A 19,469-nucleotide genomic window follows, 5' to 3' on the forward strand; every position below is an offset into this window, starting at 1 on the left:
ATGTCCGGCCTGCTGTTGGCGAGGAAGTTCCGATGATGCGTTTCGCCTGGGCCTTGCTGTTGGCCGCGCCCTGTGCCGCCGCGCAGACCCTGCGCGCGCCGCCCGCCGCGCCCGATCCCGCCTTCGTCGGCTGCCTGTCCACGCTGCGCGCGGCCGCCGCCAAGACCGGGGTGACCGCCACCGCGTTCGACCGCTTCACCGCGGGCGTGCAGCCGGACATGAGCGTGCTGCCGCTGCTTGATGCGCAGCCCGAATTCACCACGCCGATCTGGGACTACCTGGCCGGTCTGGTGGACACTCAGCGCGTCGCCGACGGCCGCGCGATGCTGGCCACCCACCGCGATCTGCTCGCCAAGGTGGCGCAGCAATACGGCGTGGATGCGGCGACCGTGGTCGCGGTGTGGGGCGTGGAGAGCGACTACGGCCGCGTCTCCGGCAAGCGCCCGCTGCTGGTGTCGCTGCTGACCCTGTCGTGCAACGGCCGCCGCCAGCCGTTCTTCCGCGGCGAACTGTTCGCGCTGCTGAAACTGCTGCAGGCCGGCGACCTGCGGCCCGACGGCCTGAGCGGCTCCTGGGCCGGTGCGTTCGGGCATACCCAGTTCATGCCCAGCACCTATGCCCGCGTCGCCGTGGACGGCGATGGCGACGGCCGCCGCGACCTGGTCGCCAGCATTCCCGACGCGTTGGCCTCCACCGCCAACTATCTGAAGCTGGCCGGCTGGCAGAGCGGGCAGCCGTGGGGCATGGAGGTGAAGCTGCCGGCCGGGTTCGACCCGGCCCTGGCCGGGCGCACCCAGCGCCGGCCGCTGTCGGACTGGCGCACGCGTGGCCTGACCGCCATCGACGGCAGCGCGCTGGAACTGCCCACGCTGGCGCCGCAGACCCCGGCCGCGGTGCTGCTCCCGGCCGGCGCGCAAGGCCCGGCGTTCCTGGTGTTCCGCAACTACGATGCGATCTACGCCTACAACGCCGCCGAAAGCTATGCGCTGGCGATCGCGCTGCTGTCCGACCAGCTGCGCGGCAAGCCCGGCCTGGCCACCGCCTGGCCCACCGACGATCCCGGCCTGGGCCGTCCGGAGCGACGCGAACTGCAGACCCTGCTGCTGGCGCGCGGCCACGACATCGGCCAGGCCGACGGCATGATCGGCAGCGCCAGCCGCCGCGCGATCCAGGCCGAGCAACTGCGCCTGGGCCTGCAGCCGGCCGACGGCCGCGCCGGCCAGCGCATCCTCGACGCCCTGCGCCGCCAGGCGCCCGCCGGTCCCGCCGCCCCGCCGCCGACGCCCGCACCGGCACCAGCGCCCGCACCCGCACCCGCCACGCCGTTCGGCGGCAAGCCCGCCAGCGCCTTCCGCGTGCCGGCGCGCTACCCGGCCTTCGTCCAAACCCCCGCGCCACGGAGCATCACCCCCATGTCCGAAATCCCCGGCCTGAGCACAGGCGATTTCCACGGCTATCCCTCGCTGCTGGTGGAGACCCCGCACTCCACCGCCGCGATCAGCCTGTTCGGCGGCCAACTGCTGTCGTTCGTGCCCAAGGGCGGCACCGAGGTAATGTGGCTGTCGCCGAGCGCGCAGCCCACGCCCACCCCGATCCGCGGCGGCACCCCGGTGTGCTGGCCGTACTTCGGCCGCCAGGACCAGCGTGCCGACGTGCCGGCGCACGGCTTCGTGCGCACCGTGCCGTGGCAGCTGCAGGACGCGCGTCGCGAGGCCGACGGCAGCATGCTGCTGACCCTGGCGCCACCGGACTTCGACGACCTGCCGCTGCGCCTGCGCATGCAACTGCGCATCGGCGCGACCCTGCAGCAGCGCCTGATCACCGACAACGTCGGCCAGGCGCCGACGCGCTTCACCCAGGCGCTGCACAACTATTTCCACGTCGCCGACGCCACCCAGGTGCGGGTGCAGGGCCTGGACGGGCTCGACTACCTGGACAAGTTCGAAAACTACGCCACGCCGCACCGCCAGCACGGCGACTGGAGCCTGCAGGACCCGCGCGATCCGGGCCGCAGCGACCGCATCTACACCGGCGCCGGCGGCCGCTACACGCTGCTCGACCCCGGCCTGCAGCGCCGCATCGAGATCGCCACCGCCGGCAGCCGCACCCTGGTGGCCTGGAACCCGGGCGAAGCCGGCGCGCAGAAAATGGCCGACGTCGGCGCCCACTGGCGCCAGTTCGTGTGCCTGGAAGCGGCCAACGCCGGCCCCGAGGTGATCGAACTGGCCGCGGGCGCGCAGCATGTGCTGCAGCAGACCATCGCGGTCGCGCCGCTGTGACCGCGCGCGCTGCCGCGAGCGCTCGCGCCGGATAGGCAGCGGCTGCGCTGGCCGCGCACCATCAGCCGCAGCCGCGCTGTCCATCGCCACCAGGAGGCTGACGCGCCCCCTGTGGGAGGGACTTCAGTCCCGACGCGCTCTACCGACACGGCGCCGGACGAGGCGTCGGGACCGAACCCTCCCGCAGCAATTGCATCCCGACTGTCTTGCCGCCAGGCGCGCAGCCACAAATCCAGCCCCACCCCGACCCCGCGCCTGCCGATTACACTGCCGCGTCCATCGGGAGACCCTACCGTGCATTCCTCGCCCCCTGCCGCGCGCACGCGCCGCGCCGCCCTGGTCTTCATCTTCATCACCCTGCTGATCGACGTGCTGGCCTTCGGCGTCATCATTCCGGTGCTACCGGGGCTGGTGCGCGGCTTCACCGGCGGCGATTTCGCCGCGGCGGCGAAGTGGGTCGGCTGGTTCGGCTTCCTGTTCGCCGCGCTGCAGTTCGTCAGCTCGCCGCTGCAGGGCGCGCTGTCCGACCGCTACGGCCGGCGCCCGGTGATCCTGGCCTCGTGCCTGGGCCTGGGCGTGGATTTCGTGGTGATGGCGCTGGCGCAGAGCCTGCCGCTGCTGCTGCTGGCGCGGGTGGTGTCGGGCGTATTTTCGGCCAGCTTCACCACCGCCAACGCCTACATCGCCGACATCACCACGCCGGACAAGCGCGCCCAGGCCTACGGCATGATCGGCGCCGCGTTCGGGCTAGGCTTCGTGATCGGGCCGCTGCTCGGCGGCTGGCTCGGCAGCTACCACCTGCGCGCGCCGTTCTGGTTCGCCGCGGCGCTGGCGCTGCTCAATTTCCTGTACGGCCTGTGGGTGCTGCCCGAATCGCTGGCGCCGCAACGGCGCACCCCGCGCCTGGACTGGAAGCACGCCAATCCGTTCGGCGCGCTGCGGCTGCTGCGCAGCTACCCGCAGGTGTTCGCGCTGGCCGCGGTGATCTTCCTGGCCAACCTGGCGCACTACGTCTATCCGAGCATCTTCGTGCTGTTCGCCGAGTATCAATATCAGTGGGGACCGAAGCAGGTCAGCTGGGTGCTGGCCCTGGTCGGGGTGTGCAGCATCGTGGTCAACGCCTTGCTGGTCGCGCGCGTGGTGCGCCGGCTCGGCGAGCGCGGCGCACTGCTGTTCGGGCTGGGCTGCGGGGTGGCCGGCTTCGCCATCTACAGCGTCGCCGGCAGCGGCGCGATGTTCCTGCTCGGGGTGCCGCTCAGCGCGCTGTGGGCGGTGGCGTCGCCGTCCGCGCAGGCCATCGTCACCCGTCACGTCGGCGCCGATGCGCAAGGCCGCGTGCAGGGCGCGCTGATGAGCCTGGTCAGCCTGGCCGGCATCGTCGGACCGCTGCTGTACACCCGCGTCTTTGCGCTGTTCATCGGCAAGCACGCACCAGCGCATCTGCCCGGCGCGCCGTGGCTGCTGGCCGCGCTGTTGCTGGCCGCCGGCTGGGTCGTGGCCTGGCGCCGCGCGCGGCTACCCGACAGCGCCACCGCTTAGCACGCCGAACCGCACTGCGGCGGACAGTTGCCCGCATGGCCCGCATGGCCCGCATGGCCGGCGTGGCGCCGCTGGCGGCGGATGAATTGCTCAGCTTGAACCGGCGCGCAGCCGCGCGTGGCCGCCTTGTCGCCCGGCGCCATGCGTCCACGATGCTACGCTGTGCGGCATCTCCGCCGTCGCGGCCGGTCCGGCTGCGGTAGACCGCCCGCCCTCCATGATGTCGCTCTCCGACGGTTCCGCCGCGCACCTCACCGCTTCGCGCCTGCTGCGCGAAGCCACCGCGCAACAGCACCTGGCCGTCGAACAGTTGCCGGCGATGCGCGCGCTGCTGCACGACTCCCTGTCCGTGCCCGACTACGTCCAGGTGCTGCGCCGCCATCACGCGGTGCTGGCCGGCTGGGAGCAACGCGAGTCGGCCTGGCTGCACGCCAGCGGCGATGCGGACTGGCGCTACCAGCCGCGCAGTCCGCTGCTGGAACACGATCTGGCCGCATTGCGGGCCACGCCGCCGCTGCCGGCGCCAGCGCCGCCAGCCCCCGACGCCTGCAACTGCTGGGGCATGCTGTACGTGGTCGAAGGCTCGCGCCTGGGCGGGCGCCTGATCGCCCGGCGGCTGCGGCAGACCCTGGCCGACGCCGCCCCGGCACTGACCTATTTCGAGCTCGGCCATGCCGACCCGGCCTGTTGGCGGCGGTTCCAGCAACGCCTGGAGCAGGCCCTGCCGACGCCGCAATCGCGGCAGGCCGCGGTCGATGGCGCACGCGCGATGTTCGCGCACTTCCACACCCACTTCGCCCTGGAGACCGCCGCATGAGCGAGACCGTTGCGCCCTTGGACATGGACGCCTGCGCGCGCGAGCCGATCCATATTCCCGGATCGATCCAGCCGCACGGCGTGCTGCTGGTGATCGAACCCGGCGACGGCCGCATCGTCCAGGCCAGCGCTAGCGCCGCCGACCTGCTCGATGTGCCGTTGGCGGACCTGCTCGGACAGCGCTACGACGCGCTGCTGACGCTGCAGGCACCGCGCGTGTCGGCGGACGCCTCCGAACCCACCCAGCTCGGCTACATCGATGTCGACTTCCCGCGCCGCGCCACGGCCTCGCGGCAGCGCTGGGTCGGCGCCTGGCACCTGTACCCGGAGCAATGGCTGCTGGAACTGGAGCCCCGCGACGCGCCGCTCGCCGACGCCACCTTGCGCGAGGCCTTGCCGTTGCTGCGCCGGCTGGAGACCGACAACAGCATCGACGAAGCCTGCCAGCGTGCGGCCAAGAGCCTGCGCACGCTGATCGGCTACGACCGGGTGATGATCTACCGCTTCGACGACGAGTGGAACGGCGACGTCGTGGCCGAGGCGCGCACGCCCGAGCTGGAGTCCTATCTCGGCCTGCACTATCCGGCCAGCGACATCCCGGCGCAGGCGCGCACGCTGTACCTGCGCAACCGCGTGCGCCAGATCGCCGATGTCGGCTACATCCCCTCGCCGATCCAGCCGACCCTGCATCCGCGGCTGCGCGCGCCGCTGGACCTGAGCGACGTCAGCCTGCGCAGCGTCTCCCCGGTGCACCTGGAATACCTGGCCAACATGGGCGTCACCGCCACCCTGGTGGCCTCGATCGTGGTCAACGATGCGCTGTGGGGGCTGATCGCCTGCCACCACTACCGCCCGTACTTCTGCAACCACGAGATGCGCGACGTCACCGACGCGGTCAGCCGTGCCCTGGCCGGGCGCATCGGCGCGCTGACCGCGGTGGCGCGCGCGCGCGTGGAATCGGTGCTGCTGACCGTGCGCGAGAAGCTGATCACCAATTTCAACGAAGCCGAGACGCTGACCGGGGACATGCTCGACGACATGGCCTCGGATCTGCTCGACGTGGTCGATGCCGACGGCGTGGCGGTGTTCCATGGCGACCACGTCACCCGCCACGGCACCGTGCCGAGCGCCGCCGAACTTGCCCGGATCCGCGAGCAGATCGAGGCCAGCCACCACGAAGCGCTGCGCCACGACGCGGTCGGCGCCTTGCATACCGAGCAGATCGGCGCGACCTTCCCGGAACTGGCCGACCTGGCTCCCACCGCCGCCGGTTTCATCTTCGTCCCGCTGATGCCGCAGGCGCGCAGCGCGCTGCTGTGGACGCGGCGCGAGCAGGTGCGCACGGTCAACTGGGCCGGCAACCCGCAGCTGTCCAAGCTGCAGGACATTCCCAACTCGCGCCTGTCGCCGCGCAAGAGCTTCGACCTGTGGCAGGAAACCGTGCGCGGCCGCGCGCGGCCGTGGTCGCCGCTGAGCCTGGAGTCGGCGCGCAGCCTGCGGGTGTTGATCGAGCTGATGGAGCGCAAGCGCTTCCAGCAGGATTTCGCGCTGCTGGAGGCCTCGTTGTCGCGGCTGCGCGAACCGGTGGCGATCATCGAGCGTGGCAGCGACGGCCGGCCCAGCCGGCTGGCATTCGTCAACGATGCCTTCGCGGCGCTGTACCAGCGCGAGATCGCCGAGCTGATCGGCTGCGAACTGGACCAGCTGTACGCCAGCGATGCCGCACCCGCCGAAACCCAGCGCATCGCCACCTTGCTGCGCCAGGGACGCGCCGCCTACGTGACCTTGCCGCTGCGCGTCGACGCCGCCGCCGCCGTGCATCGCCAGTTCGATTTCGAACCCTTGCCCAGCCCATCCGGCGTCCCCACGCACTGGCTGCTGCAGTTGCGCGACCCGCGTTGAGCAAACCCGTGGCGGCACACGCTCAGCGCGTGCGCCGCCACAGCAGCGAGGTCGCCGCCCCGGCCAGCAGGCCCCAGAACGCGGCGCCGATGCCGAACAGCGACAACCCCGACGCGGTGACCAGGAAGGTGATCAGCGCCGGTTCGCGTTCGCCTTCGTCCTTCAGCGCCATCGCCAGGCTGTTGCCGATGGTGCCGAACAGCGCGATGCCGGCGATCGCCATCACCAGCTCCTTCGGGAAAGCGGCGAACAGCGCCGCCACGGTCGCCCCGAACAGGCCGATCAGCAGGTAGAACAGGCCGGCGAACACCGACGCCATGTAGCGCCGTTGCGGATCTTCCTGCGCCTCGCGGCCCATGCAGATCGCCGCAGTGATCGCCGCCAGGTTCAGCCCATAGGCCCCGAACGGCGCCAGCAGCGTATTGACCACGCCGATCCAGCCGATCGTCGGCGAGATCGGCACCGCGTAGCCGGAGGCGCGGATCACCGCCACCCCGGGCAGGTTCTGCGAGGCCATCGTCACCACGAACAGCGGCAGCGCGATGCCGAACAGCGCCTGCCAGGACAACGTCGGCCACACGAATTCCGGCCGCGCCAGACGCAGCTGCGCGGTCTCCAGATGCAGCGTGCCGCTGCCGGCGGCGATCGCGATCCCCACCGCCAGCGTCGCGATCACCGCATAACGCGGGAATGCGCGGCGTCCCAGCAGATAGACCGCGAACATCGCCAGCGCCATGCCCAATTGGTGCTGCATCGCCACGAACACGTCCAGGCCGAAGCGCAGCAGCACCCCGGCCAGCATCGCCGAGGCCAGCGACACCGGGATGCGCCGGATCATCCGCTCGAAGACGCCGGAGAATCCTGCCGCGGTGCCGAGCAGCGCCGCCACCACGAACGCGCCGATCGCCTCGGACAGCGGCAAGCCGCCGCCGCTGCTGATCAGCATCGCCGCGCCGGGCGTGGACCAGGCCGTCACCACCGGCATCCGGTAGCGCAGCGACAGGCCGATGCAGGTGATGCCCATGCCCAGCCCCAGCGCCCACATCCACGACGCGATCTGCGGCTGCGAGGCGCCCAGCGTACGCGCGGCCTGGAACACGATCACCGCCGAACTGGCGAAGCCGACCAAGACAGTGATGAAGCCGGCGACCAGTGCCGGCAGCGAGGCGTCGCGCCATAGGGAGCGTCCGGCGGTGGAGGGCATTGCGAGGTCCTGCAGGGGGTGAACCTGCATTCTCGGCGAAGCGGCCGCCAACGGCAGCAGCGGCATGGGGTCGCCGCCGCGCGCGGACGCGCCGCGTGCGCGTTCTACTGATGGGAACGCTGCCGGAAGCGTCCGCAATGGCCGCATACGCACCGAGCGCAAGAAAGCGGTTGACGTTTTTTCCTGGCCCGGTAGACTGCTCGGCCCGCTACGCAGCTGCCGATCTTCGGCTCGACAGAAGCGAAACGGGCCGGAAACACCTAGCGAACATCGGGTGTTGACGGCGTGAAAAAAACGGCTAATATGGCCGGCTCGCTTCAACGAAAAGACCTCCGGGTCCTCATCAAGAAGCGGCGTCAACCTCCTGATAAATCAGCGCTATGATGGGCGGCTCGGTTCAGCGAAAAGCCTTCAGGGTTTGAGTTGAGCCGGCGTCAAACCCTCCGAAACGAGGTGTTGACGGCAAGAAAAAGTCCGCTATAATGGGCGGCTCGCTACGGCGGAAACGTCGCCGTGAAACGGGAAAGGCGCTGAGGCCGGCCCCGAAGTTCTTTGACAGTGTGCGCAGGTAACTTGTGAGGGCGCCTGCAGGTGGAAGTATGTCCATCTTGCAGACGTTCGAATCAAGAGCAACAAATCAATTGCTAAGCAAGCGATACGTAAGCTTGGTTTGAACTCTGCATATCAAAGTATTGGCCTTCGGGTCTGTAATTTTAAGTGAAGAGTTTGATCCTGGCTCAGAGTGAACGCTGGCGGCAGGCCTAACACATGCAAGTCGAACGGCAGCACAGTGGTAGCAATACCATGGGTGGCGAGTGGCGGACGGGTGAGGAATACATCGGAATCTACCTTTTCGTGGGGGATAACGTAGGGAAACTTACGCTAATACCGCATACGACCTTAGGGTGAAAGCGGAGGACCTTCGGGCTTCGCGCGGATAGATGAGCCGATGTCGGATTAGCTAGTTGGCGGGGTAAAGGCCCACCAAGGCGACGATCCGTAGCTGGTCTGAGAGGATGATCAGCCACACTGGAACTGAGACACGGTCCAGACTCCTACGGGAGGCAGCAGTGGGGAATATTGGACAATGGGCGCAAGCCTGATCCAGCCATGCCGCGTGGGTGAAGAAGGCCTTCGGGTTGTAAAGCCCTTTTGTTGGGAAAGAAAAGCAGTCGGTTAATACCCGATTGTTCTGACGGTACCCAAAGAATAAGCACCGGCTAACTTCGTGCCAGCAGCCGCGGTAATACGAAGGGTGCAAGCGTTACTCGGAATTACTGGGCGTAAAGCGTGCGTAGGTGGTTGTTTAAGTCCGTTGTGAAAGCCCTGGGCTCAACCTGGGAATTGCAGTGGATACTGGGCAACTAGAGTGTGGTAGAGGATGGCGGAATTCCCGGTGTAGCAGTGAAATGCGTAGAGATCGGGAGGAACATCTGTGGCGAAGGCGGCCATCTGGACCAACACTGACACTGAGGCACGAAAGCGTGGGGAGCAAACAGGATTAGATACCCTGGTAGTCCACGCCCTAAACGATGCGAACTGGATGTTGGGTGCAACTTGGCACGCAGTATCGAAGCTAACGCGTTAAGTTCGCCGCCTGGGGAGTACGGTCGCAAGACTGAAACTCAAAGGAATTGACGGGGGCCCGCACAAGCGGTGGAGTATGTGGTTTAATTCGATGCAACGCGAAGAACCTTACCTGGTCTTGACATCCACGGAACTTTCCAGAGATGGATTGGTGCCTTCGGGAACCGTGAGACAGGTGCTGCATGGCTGTCGTCAGCTCGTGTCGTGAGATGTTGGGTTAAGTCCCGCAACGAGCGCAACCCTTGTCCTTAGTTGCCAGCACGTCATGGTGGGAACTCTAAGGAGACCGCCGGTGACAAACCGGAGGAAGGTGGGGATGACGTCAAGTCATCATGGCCCTTACGACCAGGGCTACACACGTACTACAATGGTGAGGACAGAGGGCTGCAAGCTCGCGAGAGTAAGCCAATCCCAGAAACCTCATCTCAGTCCGGATTGGAGTCTGCAACTCGACTCCATGAAGTCGGAATCGCTAGTAATCGCAGATCAGCATTGCTGCGGTGAATACGTTCCCGGGCCTTGTACACACCGCCCGTCACACCATGGGAGTTTGTTGCACCAGAAGCAGGTAGCTTAACCTTCGGGAGGGCGCTTGCCACGGTGTGGCCGATGACTGGGGTGAAGTCGTAACAAGGTAGCCGTATCGGAAGGTGCGGCTGGATCACCTCCTTTTGAGCATGACAGCTACGCCTACAGGCGTCCTCACAAGTAACCTGCATTCAGAGAGTTCCGCCATAGGGCGGAGCACCCCGATTTCGGGGCCATAGCTCAGCTGGGAGAGCACCTGCTTTGCAAGCAGGGGGTCGTCGGTTCGATCCCGACTGGCTCCACCAGATTTGCAGATCCCTCTGCAAACGCCCGCGCATCCGTGTGCGGACGGTCTCAGGGACCTGCAAGAGCCAAGACTTTGGGTCTGTAGCTCAGGTGGTTAGAGCGCACCCCTGATAAGGGTGAGGTCGGTGGTTCGAGTCCTCCCAGACCCACCACTCTGAATGTAAGAAGCACACTAAGAATTTAAGATGCGCCAGCACTGAGGCTGGGGTATGTTCTTTTAAAATTTGTGACGTAGCGAGCGTTTGAGATCAAACTATCTTGACGTGTCGTTGTGGCTAAGGCGGGGACCTCGAGTCCCTAGAAATTGAGTCGTTATAGTTCGCGTCCGGGCGTTGTACCCCCGGACTCAGCATGACCTCGAGGCAACTTGAGGTTATATGGTCAAGCGAATAAGCGCACACGGTGGATGCCTTGGCGGTCAGAGGCGATGAAGGACGTGGCAGCCTGCGAAAAGTGTCGGGGAGCTGGCAACAAGCTTTGATCCGGCAATATCCGAATGGGGAAACCCACTGCTTCGGCAGTATCCTGCAGTGAATACATAGCTGCTGGAAGCGAACCCGGTGAACTGAAATATCTAAGTAACCGGAGGAAAAGAAATCAACCGAGATTCCCTAAGTAGTGACGAGCGAACGGGGACTAGCCCTTAAGCTGGTATGGTTCTAGAAAAACAACCTGGAAAGGTTGGCCATAGAAGGTGATAGCCCTGTATTTAAAAGGGCCATTCCAGTGAAGACGAGTAGGGCGGGGCACGTGAAACCCTGTCTGAACATGGGGGGACCATCCTCCAAGGCTAAATACTCCTGACCGACCGATAGTGAACCAGTACCGTGAGGGAAAGGCGAAAAGAACCCCGGAGAGGGGAGTGAAATAGATCCTGAAACCGTGTGCGTACAAGCAGTAGGAGCTCGCAAGAGTGACTGCGTACCTTTTGTATAATGGGTCAGCGACTTACTGTTCGTGGCAAGCTTAACCGTATAGGGGAGGCGAAGGGAAACCGAGTCTGATAAGGGCGCATAGTCGCGGGCAGTAGACCCGAAACCGGGTGATCTAGTCATGCCCAGGGTGAAGGTCAGGTAACACTGACTGGAGGCCCGAACCCACTCCCGTTGCAAAGGTAGGGGATGAGGTGTGATTAGGAGTGAAAAGCTAATCGAACCCGGAGATAGCTGGTTCTCCTCGAAAGCTATTTAGGTAGCGCCTCGGACGAATACTACTGGGGGTAGAGCACTGTTATGGCTAGGGGGTCATCGCGACTTACCAAACCATTGCAAACTCCGAATACCAGTACGTACTATCCGGGAGACACACGGCGGGTGCTAACGTCCGTCGTGAAAAGGGAAACAACCCAGACCCACAGCTAAGGTCCCAAATTCACTGCTAAGTGGAAAACGATGTGGAAAGGCACAGACAGCCAGGAGGTTGGCTTAGAAGCAGCCACCCTTTAAAGAAAGCGTAATAGCTCACTGGTCGAGTCGGTCTGCGCGGAAGATTTAACGGGGCTAAGCAGTGAACCGAAGCTTGGGGTGCATCGCGATAAGCGATGCGCGGTAGAGGAGCGTTCCGTAAGCCGTTGAAGGTGGATTGAGAAGTCTGCTGGAGGTATCGGAAGTGCGAATGCTGACATGAGTAACGATAATGCGGGTGAAAAACCCGCACGCCGAAAGCCCAAGGTTTCCTTGCGCAACGTTAATCGGCGCAGGGTGAGTCGGCCCCTAAGGCGAGGGCGAAAGCCGTAGTCGATGGGAAGCAGGTTAATATTCCTGCACCTCGCGTAAGTGCGATGGAGGGACGGAGAAGGTTAGGTGTACCGGGCGTTGGTTGTCCCGGGGAAAGGCGGTAGGTTTGGATCTTTGGCAAATCCGGGATCCTTTAAGACCGAGCACCGAGACGAGTCTTTTAGACGAAGTCACTGATACCACGCTTCCAGGAAAAGCTCCTAAGCTTCAGCTTACGCAGACCGTACCGTAAACCGACACAGGTGGGTAGGATGAGAATTCTCAGGCGCTTGAGAGAACTCGGGTGAAGGAACTAGGCAACATGGCACCGTAACTTCGGGAGAAGGTGCACCCTTTTTGGTGGCTCATGCGAGCTATAGCTGAAGAGGGTCGCAGAAACCAGGCCGCTGCGACTGTTTATCAAAAACACAGCACTCTGCAAACACGAAAGTGGACGTATAGGGTGTGACGCCTGCCCGGTGCTGGAAGGTTAATTGATGGGGTCAGCCGCAAGGTGAAGCTCTTGATCGAAGCCCCAGTAAACGGCGGCCGTAACTATAACGGTCCTAAGGTAGCGAAATTCCTTGTCGGGTAAGTTCCGACCTGCACGAATGGCGTAACGACAGCGGCGCTGTCTCCACCCGAGACTCAGTGAAATTGAAATCGCTGTGAAGATGCAGCGTTCCCGTGGCAAGACGGAAAGACCCCGTGAACCTTTACTATAGCTTTACACTGAACGTTGAGTTCGTCTGTGTAGGATAGGTGGGAGGCTATGAAACCATGGCGCTAGCTGTGGTGGAGCCAACCTTGAAATACCACCCTGTCGTGCTTGACGTTCTAACCTAGGTCCGTTATCCGGATCGGGGACCGTGTATGGTGGGTAGTTTGACTGGGGCGGTCTCCTCCTAAAGAGTAACGGAGGAGCACGAAGGTACGCTCAGCGCGGTCGGACATCGCGCACTGTGTGCAAAGGCATAAGCGTGCTTGACTGCAAGATCGACGGATCAAGCAGGTACGAAAGTAGGTCTTAGTGATCCGGTGGTTCTGTATGGAAGGGCCATCGCTCAACGGATAAAAGGTACTCCGGGGATAACAGGCTGATACCGCCCAAGAGTTCATATCGACGGCGGTGTTTGGCACCTCGATGTCGGCTCATCACATCCTGGGGCTGTAGTCGGTCCCAAGGGTATGGCTGTTCGCCATTTAAAGTGGTACGCGAGCTGGGTTCAGAACGTCGTGAGACAGTTCGGTCCCTATCTGCCATGGGCGTTGGAAGTTTGAGAGGGGCTGCTCCTAGTACGAGAGGACCGGAGTGGACGAACCTCTGGTGTTCCGGTTGTCACGCCAGTGGCATTGCCGGGTAGCTATGTTCGGAAGCGATAACCGCTGAAAGCATCTAAGCGGGAAGCGCGCCTCAAGATGAGACTTCCCGGGGCACAAGCCCCCTTAAGGAACCATGTAGACTACGTGGTTGATAGGTCAGGTGTGTAAGTGCAGCAATGCATTGAGCTAACTGATACTAATGATCCGTGCGGCTTGACCATATAACCTCAAGGTGCTTCCAAGCATCCCTTAGCACGACACACGTCGATAGCTCTACAAACGCTCGCTACGTCACACCCTATGAGAGGCTGGCGCCAGTTGCCGTCTTCCACACAAGCCGCACATCCGTGCCTTGTCCGAAGACACAACCAGGCGACACTCCAACCGTCTCCCTGGTGAAATTAGCGCTGTGGAACCACCCGATCCCATCCCGAACTCGGAAGTGAAACGCAGCTGCGCCGATGGTAGTGTGGCTCAAGCCATGCGAGAGTAGGTCATCGCCAGGGGCTTTACCCCTAATCCCCGTCCCACAAGGACGGGGATTTTTTATTGCGCGATCCAAAAGCACCACCGCAACAGCCCTCACACCCAAACCCTGCGCCTCACTCGCGCTGCGCCCTCACCAACCGACCGCCCTCCGGGGCCGCCTACAGTTCCACGCCCTGGCCGCCCGCGTTCTGCGACGGCGCTTCCCACAAGCCCTCGTCCTCTTCCAGGTCATGCTCCTGCCCAGTAGCCCAGTAGCCCGATCCGTCAGCGACGCGTGCACTGGAGCTTCGCTCAGCTTGGACGGCGTGCCCTTCGTGTAGATACCCGCCGCGCGGCCCGATCCGTACATCGCCGCGCTTGCCGTCGCCGCTGGTGGCCTCGGTCTTCCATAGCCCGTCTTCGAACTTCAGCCTCTCCAGCTTGCTGTAGCCCTACTCGCCCAGCAGCGCCTTACCTGTGCCCGCGGCTTGCGCCGGCGCCGGCGATTGCGCGTAGGCGCTGCCGACGGCCAGCGCGAGCGCTGCCGCCAGCAGCGGCCGGGACCGGATCGTGTTGGGGTCGTTCATGGCGTTCTCCGTTTGCGCAGAGTGGCCATGCTCCCAATGCGGGGTTGTGCAAGGGAGTGAATACCCTCGCGTCAGCTTCAGCCTTTGCCGCAGGGCTCAGCGCCCGGCGTCCAGCAGCCAGATCTCGACCCGCTCATTGCGCACCTTGGCCAGCGTATCTTCGCCGCCGAGCAGAGGGCGCGCCGCGCCCAGTCCGCGCGCGCGCTTGACCACGATGCCGCGCTGGGACAGATAGGCGGCGACCACGTCGGCGCGGTCGTTGCTGGCGATGGTCGGATACAGGCGGTTGGCCGTATCCGGTGTGGCGAAGCCGATGACCGCCAAGGCCCGACCGCGCATCGCCGGCTGCTGCATGAAGGCGATCAGCCGGTCCAGGTCCTGCGCGCTGCGCGCCTCGAACATCGAGTTCAGCGACTGCAGGCTGAAACGCAAGGTGGTGGTCAGGCGCTGCGCGCCGGCACCGGCCTGCAGGTAGGCATCGGCCTGGCGCGCGTCGCCGCTCGCGCGCGGCGGCTGCGTCGGGTCGGGGGCGATGCTCATCGGGATCGGCCCGATCCGGCGCACGACCTGCTGCGCCTGCGCGCCGACCGAATACATGGCCAGGCTGCGGCCTAGCGCCGACATCATCTGCCCGCCATACAGGCTATAGCGCTGCACCAGAGGGTAGTCCTCGCCACGAATGCTGGCCTGCGTGGGCAGCACGGCGATGCCGCCGTCGGCGATGGCGAGCGCACGGGTGCCGGCCGGGAGCGGTGTGGTCAGCGCGACGATCGCCAGCGCAGCCGGGTGCCCGGCCGCGGACTGCGCCGTCTCGACCAGGTTGGCATGGAGGCGTTGCGCGGCGGGCTGTGCGCTGGCGGGCAGCGACAGGCGTTCGCGCAGAAAATCGCCCAATCCGCTGCGCTCGGGGTTGCGCTGCACTTCGATCGGCAGGTCCGCACCTCCGAGTTGCGACCAGCGCGTCAGCTGCCCGCTCAGGATGTCGCGCAGCTGCGCGACGCTGAGCGAGGTCAACGGATTATTGGCGGCGACCAGCACGCGGACACCATCCAGCGCGAGGACGAAGTTCTGGTCAGGCGAGGACAGATCGCCAAGCTGCCAGGCGGCATCGCGTTCGCGCGCATCGGGGACCCGCGCCAGCATCGCCAGTTCGGCGTCGCCGCGGACCAGATCGGCGAAGCCGGCGGCCGAACCGGCGCTGCCGATTTCGACCACCAGCGGTGCATCGTCGCGCAGCGCGGAGATTTCCAGCGTCGCTGCATCGACACGGCGGCGCTGGATCTGCCGATAGCCGATGCTGTGCAGCCAGGATTCGACCAGGGCCGGCATCAGCTGCGCGCCGACGCTGTTGGAGCCGTGCACGCGCAAGCGTTCGGCCTGCTGCGCGCAGACGGATGGGATGGCGCACAGCGCTGCCGCAGCTGCCAACAGCAGGCGCAAGATGAAACCGGACATCGGATCCCCCCAGGATCTGGACAGGGGGCAGTGTTGGCGACAGGCGTGACATGGCAGTGACTGTGAGCGCGGTCACGCGATGTGGGTGGTGCGTATGACCTGTTGCGATCGCGCGTGCGCTGCATCTTTTCGCGGCTAGGACCGACGCTGCCGGCTATGGCTTCGCGCCAAAGTTGCGACGCGCATTCCCGGTAATGCGCGTCGCGACTGAAGTCGTTCCCACAGCGGGCGAATGGCCTAGGGAAATCGCTCGCAGCATCGCTCAGGCGGACGAAAGTGCCCGCTTCGCCGCCGCCTGCGCCCAGCGTGCGGCGACCAGCGGCGAGGTGATGCAGACCGCGTTGTCGGTCACCGTGGTCACCGCGCGCTCCAGCAGCTGGATGTCCGCCTCGTGCTGGCGTGCCACGTGCGGATCCTCGAAGAAGATCGCGCGTTGGCAGCGCCGTTCCAGTACGCGGTCGGCGATCTGCGCGTCGCCGCCCATCGGCCCGCTCTGGTAGCGGTGCACCCAGTCCTGGCCCTGCGGCCAGCCGCGGCTCCAGGCCAGTTCGTTGAGGCGCAGGCCGGTGGTGCCGGTGGCCACGCGCTGCTCGAAGCGCGACAGCAGGTCGAAATGCTCGCTGGCGAAGGCCAGCATCTGCGGCTTCATCGCATCGTGCGCGATCAGTGCCAGGGTGTGTTGCTCCAGCGCGTGCAAGTCGTCGGCGCCGGCGTCGGCCGCCAGTCCGGCGTGCACGCGCTCCATCTCGATCCAGTCGCGGGCGCTGGCCACGGTGGAGATGAAGGGCTTGCCGTGGATCACGCACTGGCGCTTGAGCGCGATCGCCTCGGGGAAGATCGATGAGGGATCCACTGGATCGATGAAGTAGATCGTCCCGTCGAGGGTGCGCTCGGCGCCTTCCAGGCCCACCACTTCGGCGACCAGCTTCATCAGCCCGCCTTCGCGGCCGAACGGATAGCGCTTGAGTTCCGTGTAGCCTGACAGCCAGCCGGCGCGCGCGATCGCCTCGTGGGTACGGCCGACCGCGTGCAGGCCGAGCTGCAGTTCGCGGATGCCGGCCTCGCAGGCGCGCAGCCAGCGGAACAGGGCGGCGTCCTTGCCCTGGTGGTGCAGTCGGTTGGCGGCCAGGCCCAGGCGCATACGTCGATCCGTGCGGAGAAGGAACGACAGTCTGCGCCGGATCGCGGTACGGACTCAATCGCCGGCTACCGCCATCGCCCCGGGCCGGCAGCGAGCAGCCACACATCGCAACACGTTCTTCCAGTCGCCAATCCCGGCTAGTCGAGCAGTTGCTTCGCCCGCGCCGACAGCACGCCCATCTGCGGCTTGTCGGTGCCGTCCGGGTTGCGCCGCAGGCTGAACGCGTAGTCGAGCTTCCACCAGGCGCCGGCCGCCCACGCGGTCCAGCCCATCCACACGTCGGCGTTGTCGTGCACATAGCCGAGCATGTCGTCCAGCGCGGCCATGCAGGTGGCATTGCTGCTGGCGCCGAATTCGCCGAGGAAGCCCTGGTGGCCGTTGTCGCGCAGCCACTGGGTGAAGCCGCGCAGCGTTTCCGAGCCGATGCTGGCGCTGACGCAATCGGCGCTGGTGCCGCTGTAGTCCTGGTCGAGGTACTGGTGGACTTCGAACACCAGGTTTTCGACCGGATCCTCGATCGCCACCATCGATTGCGCGTTGGGCACGCCGTACCAGCTGCTGTTCCAGCTGTGCGCGCCGCTGAACGCGGTGCCCGGCACCATGATCAGGTTGTAGGCGCCGGCGCTGCGGATCGCATCGATCGCCAGTTGCGCCGTGGCGGCCCAGTCGCCGGAGGAAATGCCGTTGGGTTCGTTCATCAGCCCGAAGATCACCGTGTCGTCGTTGCCGAAGGCGATCGCCAGGCGCCGCCACAGATCGGCCAGCACGCTGGCGGGCATGCCGCCGCTTCCGATGCGTACGCCGTTGTACTTGGCGTAGTTGTGCAGGTCCAGGATCACGCGCAGGTTGTGGCTTTTGGCGCGGCTCACCGCGGTGCGCAGATAGCCGAGCTGGGCGGCGTCCAGCGCGCCGTTGGCGGTGGGTTGCAGGCGCTCCCACAGGAACGGCAGGCGCACGATGTTCATGCCCTGCGCGGCGACGTAGGCGTAGTCGCTGTCGCTGGGATACAGATAGTCCTTGAAGACCACGCCCGGCTTCCTGGCCGAATTGAATTCCGCGCCGGCCAGGTTGACGCCGGCGTAGCGCACTGGATCCTGCGCGATGGCGGTGGATGCGCAGGCGGCCAGCGCCATGCACAGCGCCCCGCGCAGCAGCCGGCGCGGGGATGCAATGGAAGAGGAGATGCGTCGCATGGGATTGCCTCATGGAGAAGAACGAACGGACGTGGCCGCCGCACTGTGTGGCGGCGGTCGTCCTGATCGGTTGCAATCGGCATGCCAGTGCGGCTACCGCTCCTCTCCCGAGGTGGTACGTGTGTGGCGCCGCTGCGTCGACAGACGCTGCGGCGCGCCATGCTGCGCGCCACGATCGGCGGCGTTATCGCAGCGCGCGTAGCGAAGGCCGTGTTAGCGCGTGATGCGCTTCGCCCTGGCCGACAGGATCGACATCTGCGGTTTTTCGCGGCCATCCACATCGGGCTGCAGGTTGAACGGATAGTGCACGTTCCACCGGGCGCCGCCGGCCCAGGCGGTCCACCCCCACCACAGCCCGCTGTTCTGTTCGATGTAGCCGAGCATGTCGTTCAGCCCTTGCTGGCAAACAGGATGGCGGCTAGCGCCGAATTCGCCTAGGAAGCCGATGTGCTTGGTCTTGAGCAACCAGTTGGTGAAGTCGACCAGGCGTTTTGTAGCGGCGCTGGGACTCACGCAGGCAACACTGGTCCCGCTGGAATCGGGGTCCAGATACTGATGCACTTCGATGGCGGTGCGCTGGAGCGGGTCGTACAGCGAGGCCAGCGCGGTGGCATTGGATTCGCCGTTGACGGTCGAGTACCAGCTGTGCGCGCCGCTCCACAGTGCACCCGGCACCATGATCAGATTGCGCGCACCGGCGGCGCGGATCGTGTCCACTGCGGACTGCGCGGCTGCAGCCCACAGTCCGGGCGAGATGTCGTGGGGCTCGTTCATCAGCCCGAAGACCACGTTGTCGTCGTCCTTGAACTCCCAGGCCAGACGTTGCCACAGGTCGCTGAAGGTCTTGATCGGCACGGCCGTGCTGCCGATCTTGCGGTCGTAGTAGCTGGCGTAGTTGTGGATATCCAGGATCAGGCGCATGTGATGCGCCCTGGCCTGCTTGGCCGCCGCCTTGATCAACTCCAATTGCACGCTGTCCAGCGGGCCCTGCGCCTTGGGCTGCAGGCGTTCCCACAACACCGGCAGGCGCACGATGTTCATGCCCTTACCGGCGAAATAGGCGTAGTCGGCAGCGCTGGGATAGAAGTAGTCGACGTTGAGCACGCCGGGCTTTTGGCTGGAGCTGACCTCCGCGCCGGACAGATTGACCCCGGCGAATTTCAGCACGCTTTGTGCGTGCAGCTGAGGCAGCACGGCGAGCAGGCAAAGCAACAGTGCCAGGCGCAGCGCGCCCAGGCAAGAGGGTGAACGAGACATGGGTGGCGTCCTTCTGCATCAGCGGGGGATCGACCAAGCACAGTGCGAAACGGCCGAACTGATGGCAAATGGTGTGCTTACGCCCCAACGTAGTCCATTCGCGTCCTCGCCTCTACGACCAACATGCGTGCGTGCGCGGATCTGTGTTGGGCTTTGCAACGCCAACGCG

10 protein-coding genes, 2 tRNA genes and 3 rRNA genes are annotated in these 19,469 nt (G+C 65.3%); 9 read left to right on the top strand and 6 right to left on the bottom strand.

The window, feature by feature from the left end; all coding sequences use genetic code 11:
* Window positions 1-35: 35 nt before the first annotated feature.
* From KHF85_RS00715 to bphP, 4 genes are all read left to right on the top strand, one after another.
* Window positions 36-2,279: a lytic murein transglycosylase gene (locus tag KHF85_RS00715; RefSeq protein ID WP_409976723.1), complete on the top strand. Its 2,244-nt coding sequence runs from the start codon at window positions 36-38 to the stop codon at window positions 2,277-2,279.
* Window positions 2,280-2,573: 294 nt separating this feature from the next.
* Window positions 2,574-3,818, top strand: a complete 1,245-nt coding sequence (locus KHF85_RS00720; RefSeq protein ID WP_064542462.1) for a TCR/Tet family MFS transporter — start codon at window positions 2,574-2,576, stop codon at window positions 3,816-3,818.
* A gap of 220 nt (window positions 3,819-4,038) precedes the next feature.
* Window positions 4,039-4,635: a biliverdin-producing heme oxygenase gene (locus KHF85_RS00725; RefSeq protein WP_409976634.1), complete on the top strand. Its 597-nt coding sequence runs from the start codon at window positions 4,039-4,041 to the stop codon at window positions 4,633-4,635.
* A complete protein-coding gene (gene bphP / locus KHF85_RS00730; protein WP_284568137.1) occupies window positions 4,632-6,536 on the top strand; it encodes a bacteriophytochrome BphP in 1,905 nt (634 codons plus the stop codon). Before KHF85_RS00725 ends, bphP begins: the two co-directional genes overlap by 4 nt.
* A gap of 22 nt (window positions 6,537-6,558) precedes the next feature.
* Here the strand turns inward: bphP and KHF85_RS00735 are convergent, their stop codons facing one another.
* Window positions 6,559-7,740: a benzoate/H(+) symporter BenE family transporter gene (locus KHF85_RS00735; protein ID WP_284568138.1), complete on the bottom strand. Its 1,182-nt coding sequence runs from the start codon at window positions 7,738-7,740 to the stop codon at window positions 6,559-6,561.
* 714 nt (window positions 7,741-8,454) lie between these two features.
* Between KHF85_RS00735 and KHF85_RS00740 the strand changes: the two genes are divergently transcribed.
* From KHF85_RS00740 to rrf, 5 genes are all read left to right on the top strand, one after another.
* Window positions 8,455-9,999, top strand: a 16S ribosomal RNA gene (locus KHF85_RS00740).
* A gap of 85 nt (window positions 10,000-10,084) precedes the next feature.
* A tRNA-Ala gene (locus tag KHF85_RS00745) sits at window positions 10,085-10,160 on the top strand.
* A gap of 76 nt (window positions 10,161-10,236) precedes the next feature.
* Window positions 10,237-10,313: transfer RNA gene (locus tag KHF85_RS00750), tRNA-Ile, on the top strand.
* Between the two features lie 227 nt (window positions 10,314-10,540).
* Window positions 10,541-13,420, top strand: a 23S ribosomal RNA gene (locus KHF85_RS00755).
* A 170-nt stretch (window positions 13,421-13,590) separates the two neighbouring features.
* Window positions 13,591-13,705, top strand: a 5S ribosomal RNA gene (gene rrf / locus KHF85_RS00760).
* Together the 16S, 23S and 5S rRNA genes with 2 tRNA genes alongside form the textbook arrangement of a ribosomal RNA operon.
* A gap of 414 nt (window positions 13,706-14,119) precedes the next feature.
* On the opposite strand, the gene KHF85_RS00765 is transcribed toward rrf, so the two are convergent.
* From KHF85_RS00765 to KHF85_RS00785, 5 genes are all read right to left on the bottom strand, one after another.
* On the bottom strand, window positions 14,120-14,254 hold the full coding sequence (locus KHF85_RS00765) for a hypothetical protein (protein ID WP_284568139.1): 135 nt from the start codon (window positions 14,252-14,254) through the stop codon (window positions 14,120-14,122).
* A gap of 96 nt (window positions 14,255-14,350) precedes the next feature.
* Window positions 14,351-15,709, bottom strand: coding sequence for a substrate-binding domain-containing protein (locus tag KHF85_RS00770; RefSeq protein WP_284568140.1), 1,359 nt, complete (start codon window positions 15,707-15,709; stop codon window positions 14,351-14,353).
* Window positions 15,710-15,971: 262 nt separating this feature from the next.
* On the bottom strand, window positions 15,972-16,850 hold the full coding sequence (locus tag KHF85_RS00775) for a methylglyoxal synthase (RefSeq protein WP_284568141.1): 879 nt from the start codon (window positions 16,848-16,850) through the stop codon (window positions 15,972-15,974).
* A 137-nt stretch (window positions 16,851-16,987) separates the two neighbouring features.
* Window positions 16,988-18,043 carry a glycoside hydrolase family 5 protein gene (locus KHF85_RS00780; protein ID WP_284568142.1) on the bottom strand — a complete coding sequence of 352 codons (1,056 nt, stop codon included), beginning with the start codon at window positions 18,041-18,043 and terminating at the stop codon, window positions 16,988-16,990.
* Window positions 18,044-18,256: 213 nt separating this feature from the next.
* On the bottom strand, window positions 18,257-19,300 hold the full coding sequence (locus tag KHF85_RS00785) for a glycoside hydrolase family 5 protein (RefSeq protein ID WP_284568143.1): 1,044 nt from the start codon (window positions 19,298-19,300) through the stop codon (window positions 18,257-18,259).
* Between the last annotated feature and the right edge of the window lie 169 nt (window positions 19,301-19,469).

It is taken from the genome of Xanthomonas graminis pv. graminis (genome assembly GCF_030168915.1).
In the GTDB taxonomy this organism is placed as follows: domain Bacteria; phylum Pseudomonadota; class Gammaproteobacteria; order Xanthomonadales; family Xanthomonadaceae; genus Xanthomonas_A; species Xanthomonas_A translucens.

What these genes read in the sequence shown, in the direction of transcription:
- KHF85_RS00765 (WP_284568139.1), bottom strand. Translation starts at nt 14,254, where the DNA reads ATGAACGACCCCAACACGATCCGGTCCCGGCCGCTGCTGGCGGCAGCG.
- KHF85_RS00775 (WP_284568141.1), bottom strand. Translation starts at nt 16,850, where the DNA reads ATGCGCCTGGGCCTGGCCGCCAACCGACTGCACCACCAGGGCAAGGAC.
- KHF85_RS00770 (WP_284568140.1), bottom strand. Translation starts at nt 15,709, where the DNA reads ATGTCCGGTTTCATCTTGCGCCTGCTGTTGGCAGCTGCGGCAGCGCTG.
- KHF85_RS00725 (WP_409976634.1), top strand. Translation starts at nt 4,039, where the DNA reads ATGTCGCTCTCCGACGGTTCCGCCGCGCACCTCACCGCTTCGCGCCTG.
- bphP (WP_284568137.1), top strand. Translation starts at nt 4,632, where the DNA reads ATGAGCGAGACCGTTGCGCCCTTGGACATGGACGCCTGCGCGCGCGAG.
- KHF85_RS00780 (WP_284568142.1), bottom strand. Translation starts at nt 18,043, where the DNA reads ATGCGACGCATCTCCTCTTCCATTGCATCCCCGCGCCGGCTGCTGCGC.
- KHF85_RS00715 (WP_409976723.1), top strand. Translation starts at nt 36, where the DNA reads ATGCGTTTCGCCTGGGCCTTGCTGTTGGCCGCGCCCTGTGCCGCCGCG.
- KHF85_RS00735 (WP_284568138.1), bottom strand. Translation starts at nt 7,740, where the DNA reads ATGCCCTCCACCGCCGGACGCTCCCTATGGCGCGACGCCTCGCTGCCG.
- KHF85_RS00785 (WP_284568143.1), bottom strand. Translation starts at nt 19,300, where the DNA reads ATGTCTCGTTCACCCTCTTGCCTGGGCGCGCTGCGCCTGGCACTGTTG.